Origin of the sequence: Cryobacterium sp. N22, from assembly GCF_002929555.1 — a bacterium.
In the GTDB taxonomy this organism is placed as follows: Bacteria; Actinomycetota; Actinomycetes; order Actinomycetales; family Microbacteriaceae; genus Cryobacterium.
The window spans coordinates 254,256-274,221 of record NZ_PJJP01000038.1 but is presented as its reverse complement, the minus strand read 5'-3'; the positions used below and the strand labels follow the sequence as shown (position 1 = coordinate 274,221).

General features: G+C 67.2%; 16 protein-coding genes. 14 read left to right on the top strand and 2 right to left on the bottom strand.

Annotated elements, in window-relative coordinates:
• Nucleotides 1-9: 9 nt before the first annotated feature.
• The 3 genes from CXY76_RS15245 (at nt 10) to CXY76_RS15235 (ending at nt 2,437) form a co-directional block, all read left to right on the top strand.
• Entirely contained in the window at nt 10-597 is a 588-nt protein-coding gene (locus CXY76_RS15245; RefSeq protein ID WP_104166006.1) for a pyridoxamine 5'-phosphate oxidase family protein, read from the top strand.
• Nucleotides 594-1,430 (top strand): MBL fold metallo-hydrolase, encoded by an 837-nt coding sequence (locus tag CXY76_RS15240; protein WP_104166005.1) that lies wholly within the window; start codon nt 594-596, stop codon nt 1,428-1,430. The genes CXY76_RS15245 and CXY76_RS15240 overlap by 4 nt, the downstream gene beginning before the upstream one ends.
• Nucleotides 1,431-1,558: 128 nt before the next feature.
• A complete protein-coding gene (locus CXY76_RS15235; RefSeq protein WP_104166003.1) occupies nt 1,559-2,437 on the top strand; it encodes a methyltransferase domain-containing protein in 879 nt (292 codons plus the stop codon).
• A gap of 57 nt (nt 2,438-2,494) precedes the next feature.
• Here CXY76_RS15235 and CXY76_RS15230 read toward each other — a convergent pair whose 3' ends face one another.
• Nucleotides 2,495-3,352, bottom strand: a complete 858-nt coding sequence (locus tag CXY76_RS15230) for a sugar phosphate isomerase/epimerase (protein WP_233199903.1) — start codon at nt 3,350-3,352, stop codon at nt 2,495-2,497.
• 172 nt (nt 3,353-3,524) lie between these two features.
• A complete protein-coding gene (locus CXY76_RS15225; RefSeq protein WP_104165999.1) occupies nt 3,525-5,261 on the bottom strand; it encodes a glycoside hydrolase family 3 protein in 1,737 nt (578 codons plus the stop codon).
• A gap of 192 nt (nt 5,262-5,453) precedes the next feature.
• Between CXY76_RS15225 and CXY76_RS15220 the strand changes: the two genes are divergently transcribed.
• The 11 genes from CXY76_RS15220 to uidB all read left to right on the top strand — a co-directional run bounded on the left by CXY76_RS15220 (nt 5,454) and on the right by uidB (nt 19,936).
• Nucleotides 5,454-6,305 carry a sugar phosphate isomerase/epimerase family protein gene (locus tag CXY76_RS15220; protein WP_104165997.1) on the top strand — a complete coding sequence of 284 codons (852 nt, stop codon included), beginning with the start codon at nt 5,454-5,456 and terminating at the stop codon, nt 6,303-6,305.
• A gap of 35 nt (nt 6,306-6,340) precedes the next feature.
• Entirely contained in the window at nt 6,341-7,393 is a 1,053-nt protein-coding gene (locus CXY76_RS15215; RefSeq protein WP_233199901.1) for a Gfo/Idh/MocA family protein, read from the top strand.
• A complete protein-coding gene (locus CXY76_RS15210) occupies nt 7,390-8,556 on the top strand; it encodes a Gfo/Idh/MocA family protein (RefSeq protein ID WP_104165995.1) in 1,167 nt (388 codons plus the stop codon). Before CXY76_RS15215 ends, CXY76_RS15210 begins: the two co-directional genes overlap by 4 nt.
• 248 nt (nt 8,557-8,804) lie before the next feature.
• Nucleotides 8,805-10,349: an ABC transporter substrate-binding protein gene (locus CXY76_RS15205; RefSeq protein WP_158253921.1), complete on the top strand. Its 1,545-nt coding sequence runs from the start codon at nt 8,805-8,807 to the stop codon at nt 10,347-10,349.
• 72 nt (nt 10,350-10,421) lie between these two features.
• Nucleotides 10,422-11,363 carry an ABC transporter permease gene (locus tag CXY76_RS15200; protein WP_104165991.1) on the top strand — a complete coding sequence of 314 codons (942 nt, stop codon included), beginning with the start codon at nt 10,422-10,424 and terminating at the stop codon, nt 11,361-11,363.
• Nucleotides 11,360-13,171, top strand: coding sequence for a dipeptide/oligopeptide/nickel ABC transporter permease/ATP-binding protein (locus CXY76_RS15195; protein WP_104165989.1), 1,812 nt, complete (start codon nt 11,360-11,362; stop codon nt 13,169-13,171). The genes CXY76_RS15200 and CXY76_RS15195 overlap by 4 nt, the downstream gene beginning before the upstream one ends.
• Nucleotides 13,171-14,049: an ATP-binding cassette domain-containing protein gene (locus CXY76_RS15190; RefSeq protein WP_104165987.1), complete on the top strand. Its 879-nt coding sequence runs from the start codon at nt 13,171-13,173 to the stop codon at nt 14,047-14,049. Before CXY76_RS15195 ends, CXY76_RS15190 begins: the two co-directional genes overlap by 1 nt.
• 96 nt (nt 14,050-14,145) lie before the next feature.
• The gene (locus CXY76_RS15185) at nt 14,146-15,234 is read left to right on the top strand and encodes a LacI family DNA-binding transcriptional regulator (protein WP_233199899.1); all 1,089 of its coding nucleotides are present in this window, start codon (nt 14,146-14,148) and stop codon (nt 15,232-15,234) included.
• A gap of 104 nt (nt 15,235-15,338) precedes the next feature.
• Nucleotides 15,339-16,751 (top strand): glucuronate isomerase, encoded by a 1,413-nt coding sequence (uxaC, locus tag CXY76_RS15180; RefSeq protein ID WP_104165983.1) that lies wholly within the window; start codon nt 15,339-15,341, stop codon nt 16,749-16,751.
• Nucleotides 16,748-18,196 carry a mannitol dehydrogenase family protein gene (locus CXY76_RS15175; protein WP_233199897.1) on the top strand — a complete coding sequence of 483 codons (1,449 nt, stop codon included), beginning with the start codon at nt 16,748-16,750 and terminating at the stop codon, nt 18,194-18,196. The genes uxaC and CXY76_RS15175 overlap by 4 nt, the downstream gene beginning before the upstream one ends.
• 261 nt (nt 18,197-18,457) lie before the next feature.
• A complete protein-coding gene (uidB, locus tag CXY76_RS15170; RefSeq protein WP_233199895.1) occupies nt 18,458-19,936 on the top strand; it encodes a glucuronide transporter in 1,479 nt (492 codons plus the stop codon).
• Nucleotides 19,937-19,966: the final 30 nt, after the last annotated feature.

Below are 19,966 nucleotides of genomic sequence, written 5' to 3'. Positions count from 1 at the left end.
ACTCTGACCATGGCCAAGATCTTCGATGCAATCGACCAGAACCTGCGATCGTGGATCGAGGAGCAGCCGATGTGGTTCGTCGCGACCGCACCCCTCGGAGCAGACGGGCACGTGAACATGTCACCTCGCGGCCACGACTCCTTCTCCGTCCTCGGTCCCCACCGAGTCGCCTGGGTCGACTACACCGGCAGCGGCGTGGAAACCATCGCGCACATACGAGAGAACGGTCGCGTGTGCCTCATGTTCAACTCGTTCGGCAACCGGCCCCGCATCGTCCGCCTGCACGGCCGCGGCTCAGTGTCACTCCCTGGAGAGCAGACGTTCAACGAAGTGGTTGCGCTGCACCCCGAGCACCCAAGCACCCGAGCGGTCATCACCGTAGACGTGACCCGCATCAGCGACTCCTGCGGCTGGGGCGTCCCCATTATGGAGATGACTGGCGAGCGTGACCTTATCCGCTTGCAGGCCGAGAAGAAGGGCGCGGACGGCATGGAACAGTATCGGGCCGAGCGCAACGCACGAAGCATAGACGGCCTGCCCGGGTTCCCCCTCGACGAGGCCTGGTCGACGCTCAATCGGACTAGCCCCGAGCAATGACCGAATCCGGCTGGCTCGAGGTAGGTTCTGGCGTCTTCCAACGGCGCTACGACCCGATGGATGTCTCCGTGGTCGTGGTGGTCGGGCCCACCGGTCTCACGGTCGTCGATACGCGCAACAACCCGGCCGAGGCCGACGAGGTCATCCGCGATATCGCCCGTCGGTTCGACCTGCCGATCGTCGCGGTGGTGAACACCCACGCGCACTACGACCACACCTTCGGGAACCAATCGTTTGCGGCTCTCCCGTCGGTCCTGATCTACGGCCACCACCTCATTCCCGTGCACTTCGCCGAATACGAGGCTCCGAGGCTCGCCGCTCAACAGGCCGACCCCAACCGTGAACCGGACAAACGGTGGGCGGACGTTGTGCTCACCCCGCCCGGCGTGCTGGTGCACACCGTCCACACCATGGTGGTCGGTGGGCGCACGATCGTGCTGATTCCGCTCGACCCCGGCCACACCGACACCGACCTGGCGGTCTTCATCCCGGATGGCCGGGTGTGGCTGCTCGGCGACGTCATCGAGGAGTCCGGCCCGCCCATGTTCGGCTCCGGCAGCTTCCCGCTGGGCTGGCCCACCGTGCTCGAGGGCCTGTTGCGGGAGATCCAGCCGGGAGACGTCATCGTGCCGGGTCACGGGGCGGTGGTAGGCCGGGACTTCGTCGCGCGCCAGATGGAATCCCTGCAGAAGGTGGCCGACACCATCCGCTCGTGTGCGGCCGCGCGCACGTCGCTGGACGAACTCCCCGGCGACCACCCTCTCTTCACGCTCTGGCCGAAGTCCATGCTGGTATCGGCCTTTGCCCAGGGCAGCGCCCAGCTGGGCAGCTGAGTCGCATTCCTTACCGCGTTCGCGCGGCAGATGGTGAGCCGGCCTCGGCGCCGGAACCAGACGTGGACCCGTCGTTTTCGCTAACCTTGAGCCTTCCCGACCACTGCCCGCGAGGAGCACGCATACCCATGCCGACAATTGCGCTGGAGCCTCGCTATTTCGACCGGATGGGCTCCGCGCTCGGCGACAAGGCGCGGATGGTGCTGCCGCATCTGCGCGGACCACGGGTGCTGGATGTCGGCGCCGGCGGTGGCGAACTCACCGCCGCGATCGCGGGCGCCGGCTTCCGGACATCCGCCCTGGACGCCGCACCGGACGCCATCACCCGGCTGACCGCGCTCGGGGTGCTGCACGAGGTACGACGCGGCTACGCCGAGCAGGTGCCGCAGCTCTTCGACGAGCCGTTCGACACCATCGTCGTGAGCGCCCTGCTGCACGAGGTGTACTCCTACGGAACGTCGCCGAACGCCACACCTTTCCTGCGCGGGTACGACGCGCTGGCACTCACTGTGGCCCGGTTCCGCGAGAGCCTGCGCGACCGGGGCCGGCTGATCATCCGCGACGGTGTTATGCCGGACCGGCCCATGGAGCCGGCGGTCGTGGATGGCCTGTCGACCGACGACATCGAGGCGTTCCACGACTACCTGCGGCGCAGCCCCCACCAACGGCTGCGGGCGCTGCACCTGCGCGGGCGGAAGCTTACCGGTAGCCGGCATGCCGTCGCCGAGTTCATGTTCACGCTCACCTGGGGCATCGAGACCTTCCCGCGGGAAGCCCTGGAGCGTTATCAGCTCTTCACCCTTGGCGGGTACAGCCGGTTCGCAGCTGACCTGGGCTTCGATCTCGTACACAGCGAGACGGTTACCCAACAGGGATACGTCGACGCCCTCTCCCACCTCAGAGTCACGAGCGACGACCGACCGTGGTTCCCGGCTACGAACGGCCTGTGGGTGTTCGAGAAGCGATCAACCCCGCTCGCCGGGACACCATCTCGGCTGCCGCGGTGACGACGCGCAAGCACGTCACGGGGTCTCGACAAGCTCGACCGGCGAGGGGGGCGCGGGTTAGAAGAGGTGCCCGTAGCCGAGCGCGACGAGGTTGTCGTAGGAGGTCTGCAGGCACTCCAACGGCGTGCGCCCGTACTGCTCGTCCTGCTCCACGAGCAGGTAGCGCGCACCGATCTCCTCGCTGGCATCGATGATCGCGGGGAAGTCCAGGTTGCCCTCGCCGACCTCGGCGAACCGCACGACATCCTTGAACGCGGCCATGAACGCCGGGAAATCACCCTTGGTCAGCGCATCGAAGCCCTCGGGGGCGATCTGGCCGATTCGGTAGTCCTTGAGGTGCACCATGGCGACGCGGTCGCTGTACTTCTTCAGGGTGGTGACCGGGTCGAGTCCGCCGCGCTGCACCCAGTGCACGTCCACCTCGAGGCCCATCAGCGGGGCGCGGTCGGCGATGATGTCGAGCAGGAATTTGCCATCGTACTTCGCGAACTCGATGTGGTGGTTGTGGTAATACAGCGAGATGCCGTGGTCCTGCAGGCGGGCGGCCATCTCGTTGCTCGCGTCACAGAACTCGAGAACGGCATCGAGCGACGCCATCGCGTCGAACGGCAGCATGCCCATGCGGATCATGGAGGAGTCGAGGGTCTTCGCGTCCGCCACGATCTTGTCGAAGTCTCCGGTGAGGGATTCGCCGCCCATCGGGGCCGGCTTCAGCCCCGCGGACAGGGAGGCGATGTCCATGCCCAGTTCGTCGCGGGCCCTGACGAGTTCGGCCACATTCTCCGGCGTCATCGGGATCTGCGAGATTTCGACGGCGTGATAGCCGATCTCGCTCACCTGGCGGAGGGTCTCGAAAGGGCCGTCCTTCGCGAAATTGTCCTTGAGCATCATTGCTTGAACGCCGATTGTGGCCATGACTGTCGAACTCCTTCAGTTGTGCGGAACAACTGTTCCCGCTACGGACAACTGGTCCCGGTGTGCCGGGTGCAGTTGTCCGCACGGGCAACAGTTGCCGGCGGATGGTGCGGGTGAGGCGGATGGGCGGGGGCGAGCGGGCGAGGGGGCGAGCGGGCGAGAAAAGTCGGGGCTAGAGGCGGGTGCCCCAGGTGTCGCACCAGACGTTCTCGTTGAAGGTGCCCTGGAACTCGGAGGCGCCGATGATCTTCTGCACCGCGGCGTGGATCGCCTCCCGGCTGGGATTGTGCGCGTGCACCACGGTCTTGACCATGGGCACGTCGATCAGGTGGTTGGGCTGATTCAGCGACACGAAAACCGTGGGCACCTCGGTGACGTACCAGGGGATCTCGGACGCCATCGGGGTCGACCACTTGATGCGCACGCTGGCCTCCTGGGCGAAACCGGCGACGTTGGCGAAGATGATGGCCGCGTCGTACTTGTCGGCGTACTGCCCGTTGGCCTCTTCGGCCATCACGGTGTGGAAGTACACGTGCTCTTCACCCTCGGCCTTGCGCTGTGCGGCGTCCTTGAACACGTGCACCTCGAAGCCGGCCTGTTCCAGTTCGTCGCGGGCGATCTGCAGGTAGGAGTTGGGGTCGGTGCCGGTGAAGTCAGCCGCCCCCGAGACGCCGTACAGGCGGATGCGCCGGTGCGTTTCGGGCCGCAACGGCAGGTTGCCCTGGGTGTCCTTGACCAGGGTGACGGTCTTGTCCGCGATCGCGGCGGCGACGGCGTGGTGAGCGGGGGAGCCGATCACGTCGAGCGCCGCCGGGCCCGGAACCAGTTCGTCGCGGGGGATGGTGTGCAGTCCGAGCGAAGCCTTCAGTCCCAGGATGCGCTCGAGCGCCTCCTGCAGGCGCTCCGGGGTGATCACCCCGGTGCGGATGCCCTCGCGCATGTACTCGGTGTCCTCGGCGGGGTCGCGGAAGAAGAGGAACATATCGCAGCCGGCGGCCACCGCGGCGGGCACGGCATCGCGGCGAGGCATCGCCTGGGTCATCCCGACCATCATCGAGGCATCCGTGAGGATCAGGCCGTTGAAGCCCAGCTCGCCGCGGAGCAGATCCTGCAGCAGCTCGGGGGCGAGGGTGGCCGGCAGGATCTCGGCATCCGTGATGCCGGGGCGGAACTTGCGGCTCAGCTCGGGGGCGCCGATGTGGCCGATCATGATGGACTGCACGCCGTAGTCGATCAGCTCGCGGTAGACCCGGCCGTAGCTGGCGTCCCACTCGTCGACACCGAGGGTGTTGTAGCTGGTCACCACGTGCTGGTCGCGCTCGTCGATGCCATCGCCGGGGAAGTGCTTCATCGCGGCGACCATGTTGGATTCGGACAGACCGTCGAAGTACGCCTTGGCCCGTTCGATCACGATCTCGGGGGTGTTGCCGAAGGCCCGGGTGCTGATCACGGTGTTGCGCCAGTTGTAGTGGATGTCCACGATCGGCGCGAAGGCCCAGTTGCAGCCGAGCGCCGCGGTCTCGGCACCGCCGACCCGGCCCATGTCGCGGGCGATCGAGGCGTCCGGGTGCGAGCCGGCCTGCAGGTGCGTGGACACCAGGGTGCCGTCGTCGATGCTGCCGAAACCGCCCATCTCGGGGTTGGACGCGACCAGCAGCGGAACCTTCGACCTGGACTGCACGTGCCGGATGTGCTCCTGCACGGAGGCGGAGTCCGACCCCATGTAGCGCATGCCGCCCACGTGGTACCTGTCCAGCACGCCATCGAGGTATTCCGGGGCGAAGTTGGTGTTGAGGTTGATGAAGAGCTGGCCGATCTTCTCATCAGGGTTCAGGGTCGCAATGGTGGAGTGCACCCACGCGATCGCGTCGGAATCGAGATTGAACGGCTTCGCGCTGAGGTCGACCATGCCACATCCTTGTGTGTGAAAACGAGCTGGGGGTAAGGCGCGGGGGAGGTGCCTCAGGGTCTATGTCACACTATCCCGCCCGGTCTTGTCAACCGGTTGCCAAATCGGGGGAGCTCAGCATAGAGTGGGCTGACACCGCGACCGGAGGGTCGTGGAGTTCCCAACGAAGCGAATTACGACGGAGGCCATCTCATCGTGTCAAAACTGCAATCTGTAGCGTGGACCCTGTCCGGCTTCGGCGACGAGATCGACCCAGACCCGGCCGTGCAGATCGCCGTGCTCAAGGCCCTGGGCGCCAGCCACATCGAGGTGCGTAGCGCCTGGGGCACCAACGTCGTCGACCTCGACGACGAGCAGCTGAACACTCTCGCCGCCCTGCTCACCCGCGAAGGCATGGCGGTCTCCGCCGTCGCCTCACCGATCGGCAAGGTCGACGTCGCGCTCGACGCGGATCTCGAGGTCGCCAGGCTGCGTCGCATCATCCGCGTCGCCCACGCTCTGCAGACCCCGAACATCCGGGTCTTCTCCTTCTTCCGCGCTGCCGGCGTGCCCGTCGAGAGCATCCGCGACGACGTGATGACCCGGATGCGCCTGCTCGCCGACCTCGCCGAAAAGGAAGGTGTTGTTCTTCTGCACGAGAACGAGAAGGACATCTACGGCGACACCCCCGAGCGCGTGCTCGATCTGGTGGAGAGTGTCGGCTCGCCCGCCCTCCGCCTGGCCTGGGACAACGCCAACTTCGTGCAGGTCGGGGTCAAACCGTTCACCGACGGCTACGCCATGCTGCGTCCGTACCTGGACTACCTGCAGGTGAAGGATGCGGTGGCCGCCACCGGCGCTGTCGTTCCGGCCGGCCAGGGGGACGGCGAACTGCGCGAAACCCTCACGGCGCTCCGCGACGACGGCTACACCGGCTACGCCTCCCTCGAACCGCACCTGGCCACCCAGCACGAACTCGGTGGCTTCTCCGGCCCCACGGCATTCGGCGAGGCCGGGCGCGCCTTCGCCGGGCTGCTGGCCGACATCGGCGTGACCACCAAGTGATCCCCGCCGCTCCCGCCGCCGGCCCAACCCGGCGCGTGGCTGTGATCGGCTGCGGCGACATCTCCGCGCTGCATTTCGACGCCATCTCCGAGCTGACCGGCGCCGAGCTGGTGGCGGTCTGCGATGTGCATCCGGAGCGCCTGGCGACCGCGGCCGCCGAACACGGGGTGCCCGGTTTTGCCACTCACGCCGAGCTGTTCGACACTGTGCGGCCCGATGCCATCCACATCTGCACGCCCCACCACCTGCACGCGTCCATAGCGATCGACGCCCTCGAACGTGGCATCCACGTGGTGATGGAGAAGCCGTTGGCGCACTCCCGCGCCGAGGGCGACCTGATCGTCGCCGCGGCGGAGCAGGGATACGCAAAGATCGCGGTCTGCTTCCAGAACCGGTACAACGCCCCGGTGCAGGCGGCGGCGGCGCTGCTGGCCTCAGGCGAGCTGGGCGCGGTGTCCGGGGCATCGGCCACCGTGATGTGGTACCGCGCCGCCGAGTACTACCTCGACCGACCCTGGCGGGGCCGGTGGGCCACCGGAGGTGGCGGGCTGCTGATGAACCAGGCGATCCACACACTGGACCTCGTGCAGTGGCTGGTGGGCGAGGTCGGCGAGGTGCGCGGCAACGCCAGCACCCGCACGCTCGGCGACACCATCGAGGTCGAGGACACCGCGGAGATGGTGCTCGAGCACCTCAACGGTGCCCGCAGCGTCTTCTACGCCACCCTGGCCAATGCCGTCAACGCGCCGGTCACCATCGACATCGTTACGGAGAAGGCCACCCTGAGCCTGCGCGGCTCACTCACCGTCAGCCACGCGGATGGCCGCGTCGAGGTCGTCGAGGAGCGGGCGGTCGCCGCCGGCGCACGTTCCTATTGGGGCGTCTCCCACCAGCTCTTGATCGAGGATTTCTACGCGCGGCTGGAGGAGCCTGAGCCGTTCTGGATCAGCCCGGTCGAGGCCCAGCGGTCGTTGAACATCATCCAGGACGTGTACGACCAGACCTATCCGGAGCGGGCGCTGGACAGCACGCCGATAGACAACTCAGACAACACAGAAGAAGACAAGCGAAAGGCAACAACGATATGACGAAGACAGTTCGGTTGGGCATTGTCGGGCTGGGCGCCCAGGGCTCGATGTACGCGAAGTTCATCAAGGACGGCCTGGTGCCCAACATGGTGGTCAGCGCAATCGCCGACATCGACCCGGCCAAGGCCGCTGTTGCCGCCGCCGAGTACCCCCAGGCGCGGTTCTTCGCGGACTACCTCGAGCTGCTCGACAGCGGCGAGGTCGACGCGATCGTCACCTGCGTGCCGCACTTCCTGCACCCGCAGATGGGCATCGACGCCCTCACCCGCGACATCCACGCCCTGGTGGAGAAGCCGGCCGGCGTGTACACCAAGCAGGTCGCCGAGCTCAACGCCTTCGCCGAGACCAAGCCGAACCTCAGCTTCGGAATCATGTTCAACCAGCGAAACAACCTCCTCTACATCCGCCTCAAGGAGATCGTCGACAACGGCGAGATCGGCAACATCCTGCGCTCGAACTGGATCATCACCAACTGGTGGCGACCGCAGGGCTACTACGACCAGAGCGCCTGGCGTGCCACCTGGGGTGGCGAGGGCGGGGGAGTCCTGGTCAACCAGGCGCCGCACCAGCTCGACCTCTGGCAGTGGATCTGCGGTGTCCCCCAGTCGGTCTACTCGAAGGTGGCCTACGGCTTCCGCCGCAACATCGCGGTGGAAGACGAGGTGACGGCTCTCGCCGACTTCGGCAACGGCGTCACCGGCGTGTTCGTCACCGCCACCCACGACCTGATCGGCACCGACCGCTTCGAGATTCTCGGCGACCAGGGCAAGATCGTCGTCGAAAACTCCAAGACGGCCACGGTCTCCCGTCTGAAGCGCCCCGAGCGCGAACTCAGCGAGAGCATGGACATGGGCGACGTCATGAAGCTGTTCATGGGCCAGCTGGACAAGGACGAGCTCTACAGCCAGGAGACCATCGAATTCGATTCTCCCTGGGGCGCGCAGCACGCCGGAGTCCTCGAGAACTTCGCGGCCAACATCCTCGACGGCACCCCGCTGCTGGCACCGGGCTCTGACGGCATCAAGGGCGTGCGCCTCGCGAACGCCATCCACCTCTCCAGCTGGAGCGGCAAGGAAGTCTCCCTGGACTTCGACGAGGACGAATTCCTCACCGCCCTCAACGAGCGCATCCGGTCGGAAGGCACCTTCCCCGAGCGCGGCTAGCCCACCAGACACTATCGACGGCCTTTCCACCTTCTCTTTTCAGCGGGTGTGGGAAGGCCGTCGTTCGTGTCCCCGAGGCGGCAAATCACAAGTTGAAAACATTTCAGGAACAAATCTGACAATCGGTTGCCATGTGTGGCTGCGCTGATATAGCGTTACCAATCAATCGGCCCGGGCCCTGCTTCGGCAGTATTGGCAACCGATTGCTTTTCTCAGTGTCGAGACCTTCAACAAACCAGGAGATAACAATGAAGTTTCGCTCCGTGGCGACAGCTGTCGCCATCCTCACCGCCTCAGCGCTCGCGCTGTCGGGCTGTGCCTCCAGCGGCACCGGCCCCGAGCCCACGTCGTCGGAGGCCTCCGCCTCTGGCGGCACTCTCACCATCGGGGCACTGGCCGACATCAAGTCGTTCGACCCGGCCCAGGCCCACATCGGCCACTACGTGCAGTACTACCAGCCGGTCTACGACTCCCTGCTCCGTCGCGAGGCCGACGGCACGCTGGTTCCCATGCTCGCCACCAAGTGGGCGTACAACGACGACAACACAGTCCTGACGCTCACCCTGCGCGACGACGTGACCTTCACCGACGGCACCCCGCTCGACGCCGCCGCCGTGAAGACGAACCTCGACCGCTTCCCCACCGGTAACGGCCCGCAGGCATCCACCCTGGCGCAGGTCGCCGAGGTTGTTGTCGAGGACCCGACCACCGTGGTGATCACCCTCAACGCACCCGACCCCGCCCTGCTGGACTACCTCGGCACCGCCGCCGGCTTCATCGCCAGCCCCACGGCCATCGAAGGCGGCGCCATCGCCACCGATCCGATCGGCAGCGGGCCGTACACACTGGACAAGACCGCTACGGTTGCGGCCTCGCAGTACACCTTCGTCAAGAACCCCGACTACTGGGACCCGTCCCTGCAGGTGTACGACACGATCGTCCTCAAGCCGATCCTCGACACCACGGCCATGCTGAACGCCATCGTGTCCGGCCAGGTCAACGCGGCCCTGCTGACCCCCAAGACGCAGGCGCAGGCGGCGGCTGCCAACCTCACTGAATACCAGTACCCCACCGACTGGCAGGGACTGCTGATCTTCGACCGGGACGGCGCCATGGTGCCGGAACTCGCCGACGTCAAGGTGCGCCAGGCCATCAACTACGCGATCGACAAGGACACCCTGCTGGCGCAGGTCGGCAAGGGACTCGGCACCGTCACCAGCCAGCCGTTCGGCGAGGGCACCGACGCTTTCGAGAAGGACCTCGAGAGTGCCTACCCGTACGACCCGGCCAAGGCCAAGAAGCTGATGAAGGAGGCCGGTGTGGGCGAATTCTCCGTCACCATGCCGACGGTGTCAGGGTTCTTCGACCCGGCACTGACCGCGGGCATCGGCCAGAACCTCGCCGACATCGGAATCACTGTGAACTGGGAGAACGTGGCCGGGACCGACCTCGTCTCCAGCATGGTGCAGGGCAAGTACGCCATGAGCTGGTTCTCGCTCTTCCAGGGTTCGCCCTGGGTCGCGGCCAACCAGATCATCACGCCCAACGCCACCTACAACCCGTTCCACACCACGGACCCGAAGGTGGACGAGCTCGTGAAGCAGATCCAGTTCGGCTCCGAAGAGGAGCAGACGACCGCGGCCAAGTCGCTGAACGAATACGTCGTCGACCAGGCCTGGTTCGCGCCGTTCTACCGTCCGTCGCAGGTGCTCTTCACCGACGCGAAGACCACGACCGAGCCGCAGCTGCAGCAGGCCGTGCCGTCGATCTACTCCTACGCTCCGGCGAAGTAGCTTTCCCCCGGGGCCCCCGCCGCGCGGCGGGGGCCCCTACGAAACACCTAACCAACTGACAATGGAGCAGATATGGTTTCCTTCATCTTCCGACGCCTGGTATCCGGCGTCGTGGTGCTGTTCGTCGTTTCGACGCTGACGTTCTTCCTCTTGTATTTCTCGGCGACAAGCGTCGCCCGCAACATCCTGGGCGAATCGGCCACGCAGGCGCAGGTGCAGCTCAAAGAGACCGAACTCGGTCTCGACCAGCCCCTCGTGTCCCGCTACCTCTCGTGGCTTGGCGGAGTTGTGCAGGGCGACTTCGGTGTCTCCTGGTTCACCAGCCAGCCGGTGGTCGGCAGCATCCTCGGCCGGCTCCCCACCACCCTCTCGATAGTGCTCGCCACGATCGTCATCGCCGCCGTGCTGGCCACCCTGCTCGGTGTGGCCGCAGCGGTCCGCCGCGGCTGGATCGACCGGCTGTTGCAGATCGTCTCGATCGGCGCCTCCGCGGTGCCGCAGTTCGTCGTGGCGATCGTGCTGGTCACGGTGCTCGCCATCCAGCTGCGCATCTTCCCCGCCACCGGCTACGTTCCGATGAATCAGGACTTCGGCGGCTGGCTGGCCTCCATCGCCCTCCCGATCCTCGCCCTGGCGATCGGGGCCGTCGCCTCGACCGCCCAGCAGGTGCGGAGCGCGGTGATCAACGTGCTCAGCCGGGATTACGTGCGCACCCTGCGCAGCCGGGGGCTCGCCCCCCGGGAGATCCTCTTCCGGCACGTGCTGCGCGGCGCCGCCCCCGCCGGCCTCACCGTGCTCTCGCTGCAGTTCATCGGAATGCTCGGCGGCGTCGTGGTCATCGAGCAGATCTTCGCACTGCCCGGCATGGGCTTCCTCGCCCTGCAGTCCACGACCCAGGGTGACATGCCCGTCCTGATGGGCGTCGTCGTCTACATCGTCATCATCGTTGTCATCGTCAACCTGCTCGTCGACCTCGCCGTCGGCTGGCTCAACCCCAAGGCGCGTGTGTCATGACCGAAACACTTGCTCAAATCGACAAGCCCGAAGACGCCGTACGCTCCGGCGTGTTCAAGCGACTGCTGAAGAACCCGCTCGGCCTGGTCGCGCTCATCGTGCTCGCGCTCGTCGTTGTCGCCGGCGTCATCGGCCCGCTGGTCGCGCCGTTCGACCCCAACAAGGCCGACCTCGTTAACGCCCTGGTCGGGCCGGGAACCAACGGTCACCTGCTCGGCACCGACAGCGCCGGCCGGGATGTGCTCAGCCGGCTTCTGATCGGGGCGCAGAGCACCCTCCTCGCAGCCGCGCTCGCCGCCGGTGTCGCCTTGATCATCGGGCTCCCGTCCGGTCTGATGGCCGGCTACTTCGGCGGTTGGTTCGACTCCGTGGCCAGCTGGTGCACCAACGTGCTGATGTCGCTGCCCGCGATCATCATCCTGTTGGCCGCCAGCGCCGCCCTCGGCCGCTCGGTGTGGATCTCGATGACGGTGTTCGGCGTGCTGATGTCCCCGGGCATCTTCCGGCTGACCCGCACCTCGGTGCAGGCCGTGCGCAATGAACTGTACGTGGATGCGGCCCGCGTCGCCGGCCTCAGCACCGGCAGCATCATCGGCAAGCACATCCTGTTCGTGGTGCGGGCGCCGCTGATCATCCAGACCTCCATCGTCTGCGGCATCGCCATCGCCATCCAGGCGGCCCTCGAGTTCCTCGGCCTGGGCGACCCGCTCACCCCGACCTGGGGCGTCATGCTCAACGAAGGTTTCATCAACATCTACGGCTCGCCGATCCTGGCGGTCTGGCCCGGCGTGGCGATCTCGCTGACCGTGGGCTCCTTCGTGGTCCTGGGCAACGCGCTCCGCGACGCCCTGGAAGACTCCCCGAAGCACAAGCGGGCCAAGCCGATCAAGCTCACCCCACCCAAGACCGAGTTGATCAGCACGGTGGAGCTCGAAGAATCCGAGCACCTGCTGACAGTGGACGGTCTCGGGGTGGGATACCCGCAGCCGAACGGCAAGACGAAGACCGTCGTGTCCGACGTCTCGTTCCACCTGGACAGGGGAGAGGTGCTGGGCATCGTCGGTGAATCCGGCTCCGGCAAGTCGCAGACGGCGTTCTCGATCCTCGGACTGCTGCCCGCTGAGGCCGAGATCACCGGCGGCAGCATCACCTTCGACGGGGTGCCGCTGGTCTCTGCGTCCGGGCACCGCCTGTCACAGGGCCGCCTGGCCCAGCTTCGCGGGTCCCGGATCGCGTACATCCCGCAGGAACCGATGAGCAATCTCGACCCCAACTTCACCATCGGCTACCAGCTGGTGCGCCCGCTGGTGAAGGTGCTCGGCCTGTCCAAGGCCGACGCCCGGAAGCGCGCCCTGGAGCTGCTCACCATCGTGGGCATCACCAACCCGCAGCGCACCTTCGACGCCTACCCGCACGAGGTCTCCGGCGGCATGGCCCAGCGGGTGCTCATCGCCGGCGCGGTCAGTTGCAACCCCGACCTGCTGATCGCCGACGAACCCACCACCGCGCTCGACGTCACCGTGCAGGCCGAGGTGCTCGATCTGCTCCGCGACCTGCAGGCCAGGTTCAACATGGGTGTTGTGCTGGTCACGCACAACTTCGGCGTCGTAGCCGACCTCTGCGACCGAGTGGTCGTCATGCAGAACGGCCGGGTCGTCGAATCCGGCGACGTGCGCACCATCCTGCGGGAACCCGCGGACCGCTACACCCAGACCCTGCTGAGCGCGATGCTCGAGGGCAAGACGCCGATGAGCATGCTCACCGTGGCTGCACCCGCCGCCGCCCCGACCACGAAAGCCGGCCTGTGATGACCACCACGACCCCCGCCAGCGGCGACCTCCTCACCGTCGACAACCTCGTTGTGGAGTACCCGGGCAAGGGCCTTCGGGCCAAGCCGTTCCGGGCCCTCGACAACGTGTCGATCCGGATCGGCCACGGGGAGACCCTGGGCCTGGTCGGCGAGTCCGGCTCGGGCAAGACCACACTTGGCCGCGCCCTGCTCGGACTCGCCCCGGTCACCGAGGGCACCATCCGGTTCAACGGCGACGACATCGGCCATGCCGGCCGTGGCAAGCGCCGTGCCCTCAGCCGCGACCTGCAGGTCGTCTTCCAGGACCCGTACACCTCGCTGAACCCGTCGATGACGGTCGGCGACATCCTCTCAGAGCCGCTGACCGTGCAGGGTCGCAGTCGATCCGACGCCCGCAAGCGGGTGCGGGAAGTGCTTGACCAGGTGGGCCTGCCGCAGGACACCATCGGCCGGCTGCCCCGCGAGTTCAGCGGAGGCCAGCGCCAGCGGGTCGCCATCGCGCGGGCGCTGGCGCTCTCGCCCAAGCTCATAGTCTGCGACGAACCGGTCAGCGCCCTTGACCTCACCACCCAGGCACGGGTGCTCGACCTGTTCCTGCAGATCCAGCGGGACACCGGCGTCTCCTACCTCTTCGTGTCGCACGACCTCGACGTGGTTCGGCACATCAGCCACCGGGTGGCCGTGATGTACCACGGCGAGATCGTGGAGCAGGGCGTCGCGACCCAGGTCACCGAGGTGCCGGAGCATCCGTATACCCAGCGCCTGCTGCTGGCCTCCCCGGTGCCGGACCCCGATCGCCAGGAGGTGCGCCGGAGCAACCGGCGCCGCCTGATCGCAACGCAGCAGGCACGGGATGCCGCCGGCATCGCCGTGTGAGCGTGCGGGCGAGTGTCTCTGCGCAACCTGTGGCAACATGAACTCGGGGCGTCGCGCGGGATGCGCGCAACCGGTTGCTCCAGGGATGAGTAGATCGTGACCGAAGCACAGCACGTCCAGGATGCTCAGAACCCTGAGGCAACGGAGTCCGCTCCGCCGGTGGCCCCTCGCGGTGGCCGCCGGGGCCGGCCAGCGGCCACCATCTACGACATCGCCAAGCTCGCCGGGGTCAACCCGTCGACGGTGTCACGCGCCCTGAGCAAGCCCGGCCGCATCAACGTCAAGACCGAGGAACGCATCCACGCCGCCGCCAAGGAACTGAACTACCGGTTGAACCCCATGGCCAGGGCGCTACCGACCGGGCGCACCAGCTCCCTTGGACTGCTGCTGGCCGACATCACGAACCCGATGTTCTTCAACGTGGTTCGCGGCGCCGAGTCCGCCGCATCGATGCGCGGCTACACCCTGCTTCTGGCTGAGTCGCAGGAGTCGTCGGAGCGCGAGGCCGCCGCGGCCGAGCGGCTGTCGCCGTCCGTCGACGGCCTGGTGCTGGTGACGTCGCGGCTGTCCGACGAACAAATCGTGGACCTCGCCGCCCAGCGCCCGCTCGTGGTGATCAACCGCAAGGTGCACGGCGTGCCGGGCATCGTGCCCGACATCGAGCCCGGCATCGAACAGGCGCTGGCGCACCTCGGCGGGCTGGGACACACCTCGATAGCCTTCGTGTCCGGCCCGGAGAACTCGTGGATGAACCGGGCGCGCTGGGCGGCACTGCTCGACCGTGCTCCCGCCCTCGGCATGACCATCGTCGAGATCGGTCCGGGCAAACCGACGCTGGAGGGCGGCGCCACGACCCTGGCCCGCGTCGTGGCCGCCGGCGTGACCGCGGTGCTCGCCTACAACGACCTCATGGCGATCGGGCTCATGCGCGCGGCTCAGGAGAGCGGGCTCGACGTGCCGGGGGAGCTGAGCATCATCGGCTTCGACGACATCTTCGGGTCCGACTTCACCTCGCCGCAGCTGAGCACGGTGCGCACACCGCTGGGCGCGATCGGTGACCAGGCCGTGCGGCTGATCATGCGGCTGATCGACGAGGAGGCCGGCGGACCGCCGCCTCTCGAATCGGACCAGCCCCTGGTCACCGAGTTCGTGGTGCGCGGATCGACGGGTCCCGCCGCCCGCTGACCGGGCGGCATCCGTCGGGCTCGGGTGGCCCCGAGATATCTTTTCGCCAATTTTGGCAACCGGTTGACAAACCGGGTTTCCCCGTGTTCGATGAAGGAGTGACCATGAAACTTGACCTTGACCCAGACCGGCTGTTCCCCGTCGATCCTGCGACGCGCGAGGTGGCCAGGGCGCTCTACACGGATGTAGCCGCGCTCCCCATCCTGTCGCCGCACGGACACGTCGACCCGGCGATCCTGCTCGGCAACGTGCCGTTCCCGGACCCCGCAGAGCTGCTGATCCGGTACGACCACTACGTCACCCGGCTGATGCACGCCGCCGGCGTGCAACTGACCGAACTGGGCATCCCCGACCGGGTCGGAAACGCTCCGGTGGCCTCGCCGCGCGAGGCCTGGCGCACATTCTGCGCGCACTGGCACCATTACGCCGGCACGGCCTCCGGCTACTGGCTGCAGCACGAGTTCAGCGAGCTCTTCGGCATCACCGAGCACCCGGATGCCCGCAACGCGGATGCGCTTTTCGACCTGATCCAGGCCGCGCTTGCCACCGATGCCTTCCGCCCACGGGCCCTGTTCAACCGGTTCGGGATCGAGGTGCTCGCCACCACCGACGACCCGATGGACGACCTCGCGGTGCACAAGGCCCTGGCCGAAGACCCCACCTTCTCCGGCCGGGTGCTGCCCACCTTCCGCCCCGACGCCTACCTGAACCCGGCCGCGACCGGATTCGCCGACAACGTGGCCCGCCTCGCGGAGTGGAACGGAACCGCGCCGTCCAGCTACGCCGGCTACATCGAGGCGCTGGCCGGGCGCCGACGCTACTTCGTGGAGCACGGTGCCGTGTCCGCCGACCACGGCGTCCTCCAGCCGCTCGCGATCGATCTGCCCGCCTCCGAAGCCGCGAGCCTGTTCGAGGGCGCCAGGGCCGGTTCGCTCTCGGCCGCCGAGCAGCAGACCTTCGCGGGCCACATGCTGCTCGAGATGGCCCGGATGAGCGTGGACGACGGACTCGTCATGACGGTGCACCCCGGCGTCTACCGCAACCACAACACCGACACCTTCCGGCGGTTCGGCGCCGACACCGGCCACGACATCCCGGTCACCACGACCTACGTCGACCCGCTGCGCCCGCTGCTGGAGAAGTACGGCAACCTGCCCGACTTCCACCTGGTTCTCTTCGCCGTCGACGAGACGGTCTACTCGCGGGAGGTCGCCCCGCTGGCCGGGTTCTACCCGAGCGTGTACATCGGGGCGCCCTGGTGGTTCCTCGATGCTCCGGATGCCGTGCTCAGGTTCCGGGCATCCGTCACCGAGACCGCCGGCTTCTACCGCGGCTCCGGGTTCATCGACGACACCCGCGCCTTCCTCTCGATCCCGGCGCGCCACGAGATGTCCCGGCGCCTGGACGCGGCCTTCCTGGCCCGCCTGGTGCGCGAGGGTCGCATCGACCTGCGTACCGCAGAACGCATCATCGTCGACCTCGTCGACACCCTTCCCCGAAAGGTCTTCAAGCTGTGAATGCCACCACTGACACCCTGCTGGCCGACACCGACCAGGCCAGAGTGCTCTCCCGCGCAGCGTACGCGGCGCGCACCCGTCAGCCGCAGAAGAAGGCTCCTGTGCGCATCGTGCACCTCGGGCTGGGCGCGTTCCACCGTGCGCACCAAGCTTGGTTCACCGACCAGGTCGACGACGACGCCGAGTGGGGCATCGCCGCCTTCACCGGCCGCAACCCCCAGGCCGCACTGGAGCTGGCGCCCCAGGATGGGCTATTCACCCTCGTCGAGCGTTCGGAGGCCGGCGACTCGGCGACGATCGTGACGAGCATCGTGGAAGCCGTGGACGGGGCCGACCTGCCCAGGCTTTGCGACCTGCTCGCGGCGCCGACCACGAGCGTCGTGACGTTGACCATCACCGAGGCCGGCTACAGGCTGAGGGCCGACGGGCTGCCCAACCTGACCGACCCCGCCGTAGCGGCCGACGTGGCCTGGCTGCGCGAGGCCTTCGCCGCAGACACGCTGCCGGATGCCCGTACGGACGGGCCCACCACCACGTTGGGCCGGCTCTTGCTCGGACTCGAGGCCAGGTGCCGGGCCGGCGCCGGGCCGCTCGCGATAGTGTCCTGCGACAACATCCCCGACAACGGGGACTTCCTCGCCAAGGGGCTCGGGGCGCTGGCCCGGTTGACCAGCCCGGCCCTGGCCGACTGGATCGACACCGAGGCGTCGTTCGTCTCCACCTCCGTCGACCGGATCACCCCGCGCACGACACCGGCCGACCTGGCCGCCGCCGCCGCCCTGACCGGCTGGCACGACGACGCGGCAGTGGTCACCGAGCCGTTCAGGGACTGGGTGCTCAGCGGGTCCTTCCCGGGCGGACGTCCGGCCTGGGAGCGAGCCGGCGCCCGCTTCGTCGACGACATCGAACCGTTCGAACGGCGCAAGCTCTGGATGCTCAACGGCGCCCACAGCCTGCTGGCCTACGCCGGCCTGGTCCGCGGCCACGATAGCGTAGCCCAGGCCATGGCCGACCCTGTGTGCCGCGGCTGGGTCAACGACTGGTGGGACGACGTCATCCGGCACCTGCCCGCGGACGGGCTGGCGCTCGATGACTACCGCGCTGCCCTGCTCGAACGCTTCGACAACGCCCGCATCGAGCACCGGCTCGGCCAGATCTCGGGCGAAGCCGTCACGAAGCTGCGCGTGCGGATTGTGCCGACGATGCTCGCCGAGCGCACGGCCGGTCGTACCTCGGCCGCCGGCATCCGCGCGATCGGCTCGTGGGTCACCCTGGTTCTTCGGGACTATCCGCTTGTCGACGCCGACTCGCGGGCCGTGGCCGCGGCGCTGGCCGAGGGGCAGGAAAGGGCGCTCGAACGGCTCGTCGAGCTGATCGACCCCGCCCTCGCCGCCGACGACGCCATCCTGGCCGGCATCCGTGCCGTCGTGGCCGACAATAGCTAAGCAATCCTCAGGCCGACCGGCCAAAACTCCGCCCGCCTTACTCCGCCCCCGATGCCCGGTGAATCCTTCTGATTCCGGCCTCGGGGGTGTGGTGTTTCCCGGCAATGTTGGCAACCGCTTGCCAAATGGCGAATGACGTGATTCACTGAATTCAGAACACACGCAGGGAAGGTTCGTAACGGGGTTCGCTCGCAGGATTCGCGAGAACTCGACAGCCACCGCCACCCAGCAGAACATGCGTACAACGGGTAAAGGAGCCCCATGTCAAGCACAACGATCGTGAATGCGGACAATCCCGCAGCAACGAAAGAGCCCGTGACCGGTCTGAGCAAACTCAGCATTCTCGGTTATGGCGCCGGAGACGCCGCGAACAACCTGGCTTTCACCACAGCCACGATGTTCCTCCTGGTCTACTACACGGATGTCGCCGGCATCTCGGCCGCAGCAGCGGGCACGCTCCTGCTGGTGGTGCGCGTCTTCGACGCGTTCGCCGACGTCTTCGCCGGCCGCATCGTCGACCGGGCCTACAGCAAGCGGTTCGGCAAGTTCCGCCCGTTCATCATGTTCGGCTCCGTCCCCCTGCTGCTGCTCTCTGCAGCCACCTTCTCGGTGCCGCAGATCGGCGAGTCCGGCATGCTGATCTACGCATACTGCACCTACGCCGCCCTCGGACTGGCCTACAGCCTGGTGAACATCCCGTTCGGCTCGATGGCCGGCGCGATGACCCAGACCCCCACCGGACGGGCCAAGCTGGCCAGTGCGCGCACCATTGGCGGCATGATCGTGGGTGCCGGGCTCGGCATCTTCGTGGCCCCGCTGATCGTGCCCGGCGCCGACCTTCAGGCCACCTTCACGATCATGACCCTCAGCTTCGTCGTCGTCGGCACCGCGCTGTACATGTTCACTGTCTTCACGGCCAAGGAAAGGGTCGTTCGGACGGTCACCAATGTGTCGCTGAAACAGAGCCTGGCCACCCTCAAGGGCAACAAGCCCCTGTTCATGCTCTGCATCAGCTCGTTCATCTTCCTCACCGGAATGCTCGCGCTGAGCACAGTGCAGCTGTACTACCTGCGCGACGTGCTGCACGCCCTGCCCCTCTACGCCGCACTCTCCATCTTCCAGATTGTGGCCACCTTCGGCCTGGCAGCCTTCATTCCGGCCATCGTGCGCAAGTTCGGCAAGCGCACGGCCTACATGGCCGGCGGCGGCATCATGGCCGTCGGCGGGCTCATCGTATTCTTGGCCCCCGCAAGCATGGTCTGGTTGGGCTTCTCCGGCCTCGCCATCTGCTTGATCGGCATCATCCTCGTGAACATGATCGTGTGGGCGCTGGAGGCCGACACCGTTGAGTACGGCGAGTGGAAGACCGGGGTCCGTGCCGAAGGCATGACCTACGCGCTGTTCTCCTTCACCCGCAAGACCGGCCAGGCCGTGGGTGGCGCCCTCGCGGCCTTCTCCCTGGCCTGGGGTGGCTACGCCGCCGGCGAATCCGTGCAGACCGCCTCCGCCGAACTCGGCATTCGCGCCGGCGCCGGGCTGGTCCCCCTCGTGGCATCCGTGATCGCCATCGCCGTGATGATCTTCTACCCGCTGACCGACAAGCGTCACGCCGTGATCGTCGCCGAGATCGCCGAACGCCGCATCCGCGCCGAGCAGGGCGAGCCGCCCGTCGACCCGGCCCTGTCGACAGCCTCCTTCCGGGCGCAGCGGGTGGGCAACACCCTCCCGCCGCTCGACTAGCCACAATTCATCCCGCAAGAATCCCGCAGA

Excerpts from the sequence above, each read along its gene's own strand:
- CXY76_RS15240 (WP_104166005.1), top strand. The coding sequence starts at position 594 with ATGACCGAATCCGGCTGGCTCGAGGTAGGTTCTGGCGTCTTCCAACGG.
- CXY76_RS15245 (WP_104166006.1), top strand. The coding sequence starts at position 10 with ATGGCCAAGATCTTCGATGCAATCGACCAGAACCTGCGATCGTGGATC.
- CXY76_RS15210 (WP_104165995.1), top strand. The coding sequence starts at position 7,390 with ATGACGAAGACAGTTCGGTTGGGCATTGTCGGGCTGGGCGCCCAGGGC.
- CXY76_RS15195 (WP_104165989.1), top strand. The coding sequence starts at position 11,360 with ATGACCGAAACACTTGCTCAAATCGACAAGCCCGAAGACGCCGTACGC.
- CXY76_RS15205 (WP_158253921.1), top strand. The coding sequence starts at position 8,805 with ATGAAGTTTCGCTCCGTGGCGACAGCTGTCGCCATCCTCACCGCCTCA.
- uidB (WP_233199895.1), top strand. The coding sequence starts at position 18,458 with ATGTCAAGCACAACGATCGTGAATGCGGACAATCCCGCAGCAACGAAA.
- uxaC (WP_104165983.1), top strand. The coding sequence starts at position 15,339 with ATGAAACTTGACCTTGACCCAGACCGGCTGTTCCCCGTCGATCCTGCG.
- CXY76_RS15230 (WP_233199903.1), bottom strand. The coding sequence starts at position 3,352 with ATGGCCACAATCGGCGTTCAAGCAATGATGCTCAAGGACAATTTCGCG.
- CXY76_RS15200 (WP_104165991.1), top strand. The coding sequence starts at position 10,422 with ATGGTTTCCTTCATCTTCCGACGCCTGGTATCCGGCGTCGTGGTGCTG.
- CXY76_RS15225 (WP_104165999.1), bottom strand. The coding sequence starts at position 5,261 with ATGGTCGACCTCAGCGCGAAGCCGTTCAATCTCGATTCCGACGCGATC.
- CXY76_RS15235 (WP_104166003.1), top strand. The coding sequence starts at position 1,559 with ATGCCGACAATTGCGCTGGAGCCTCGCTATTTCGACCGGATGGGCTCC.
- CXY76_RS15190 (WP_104165987.1), top strand. The coding sequence starts at position 13,171 with ATGACCACCACGACCCCCGCCAGCGGCGACCTCCTCACCGTCGACAAC.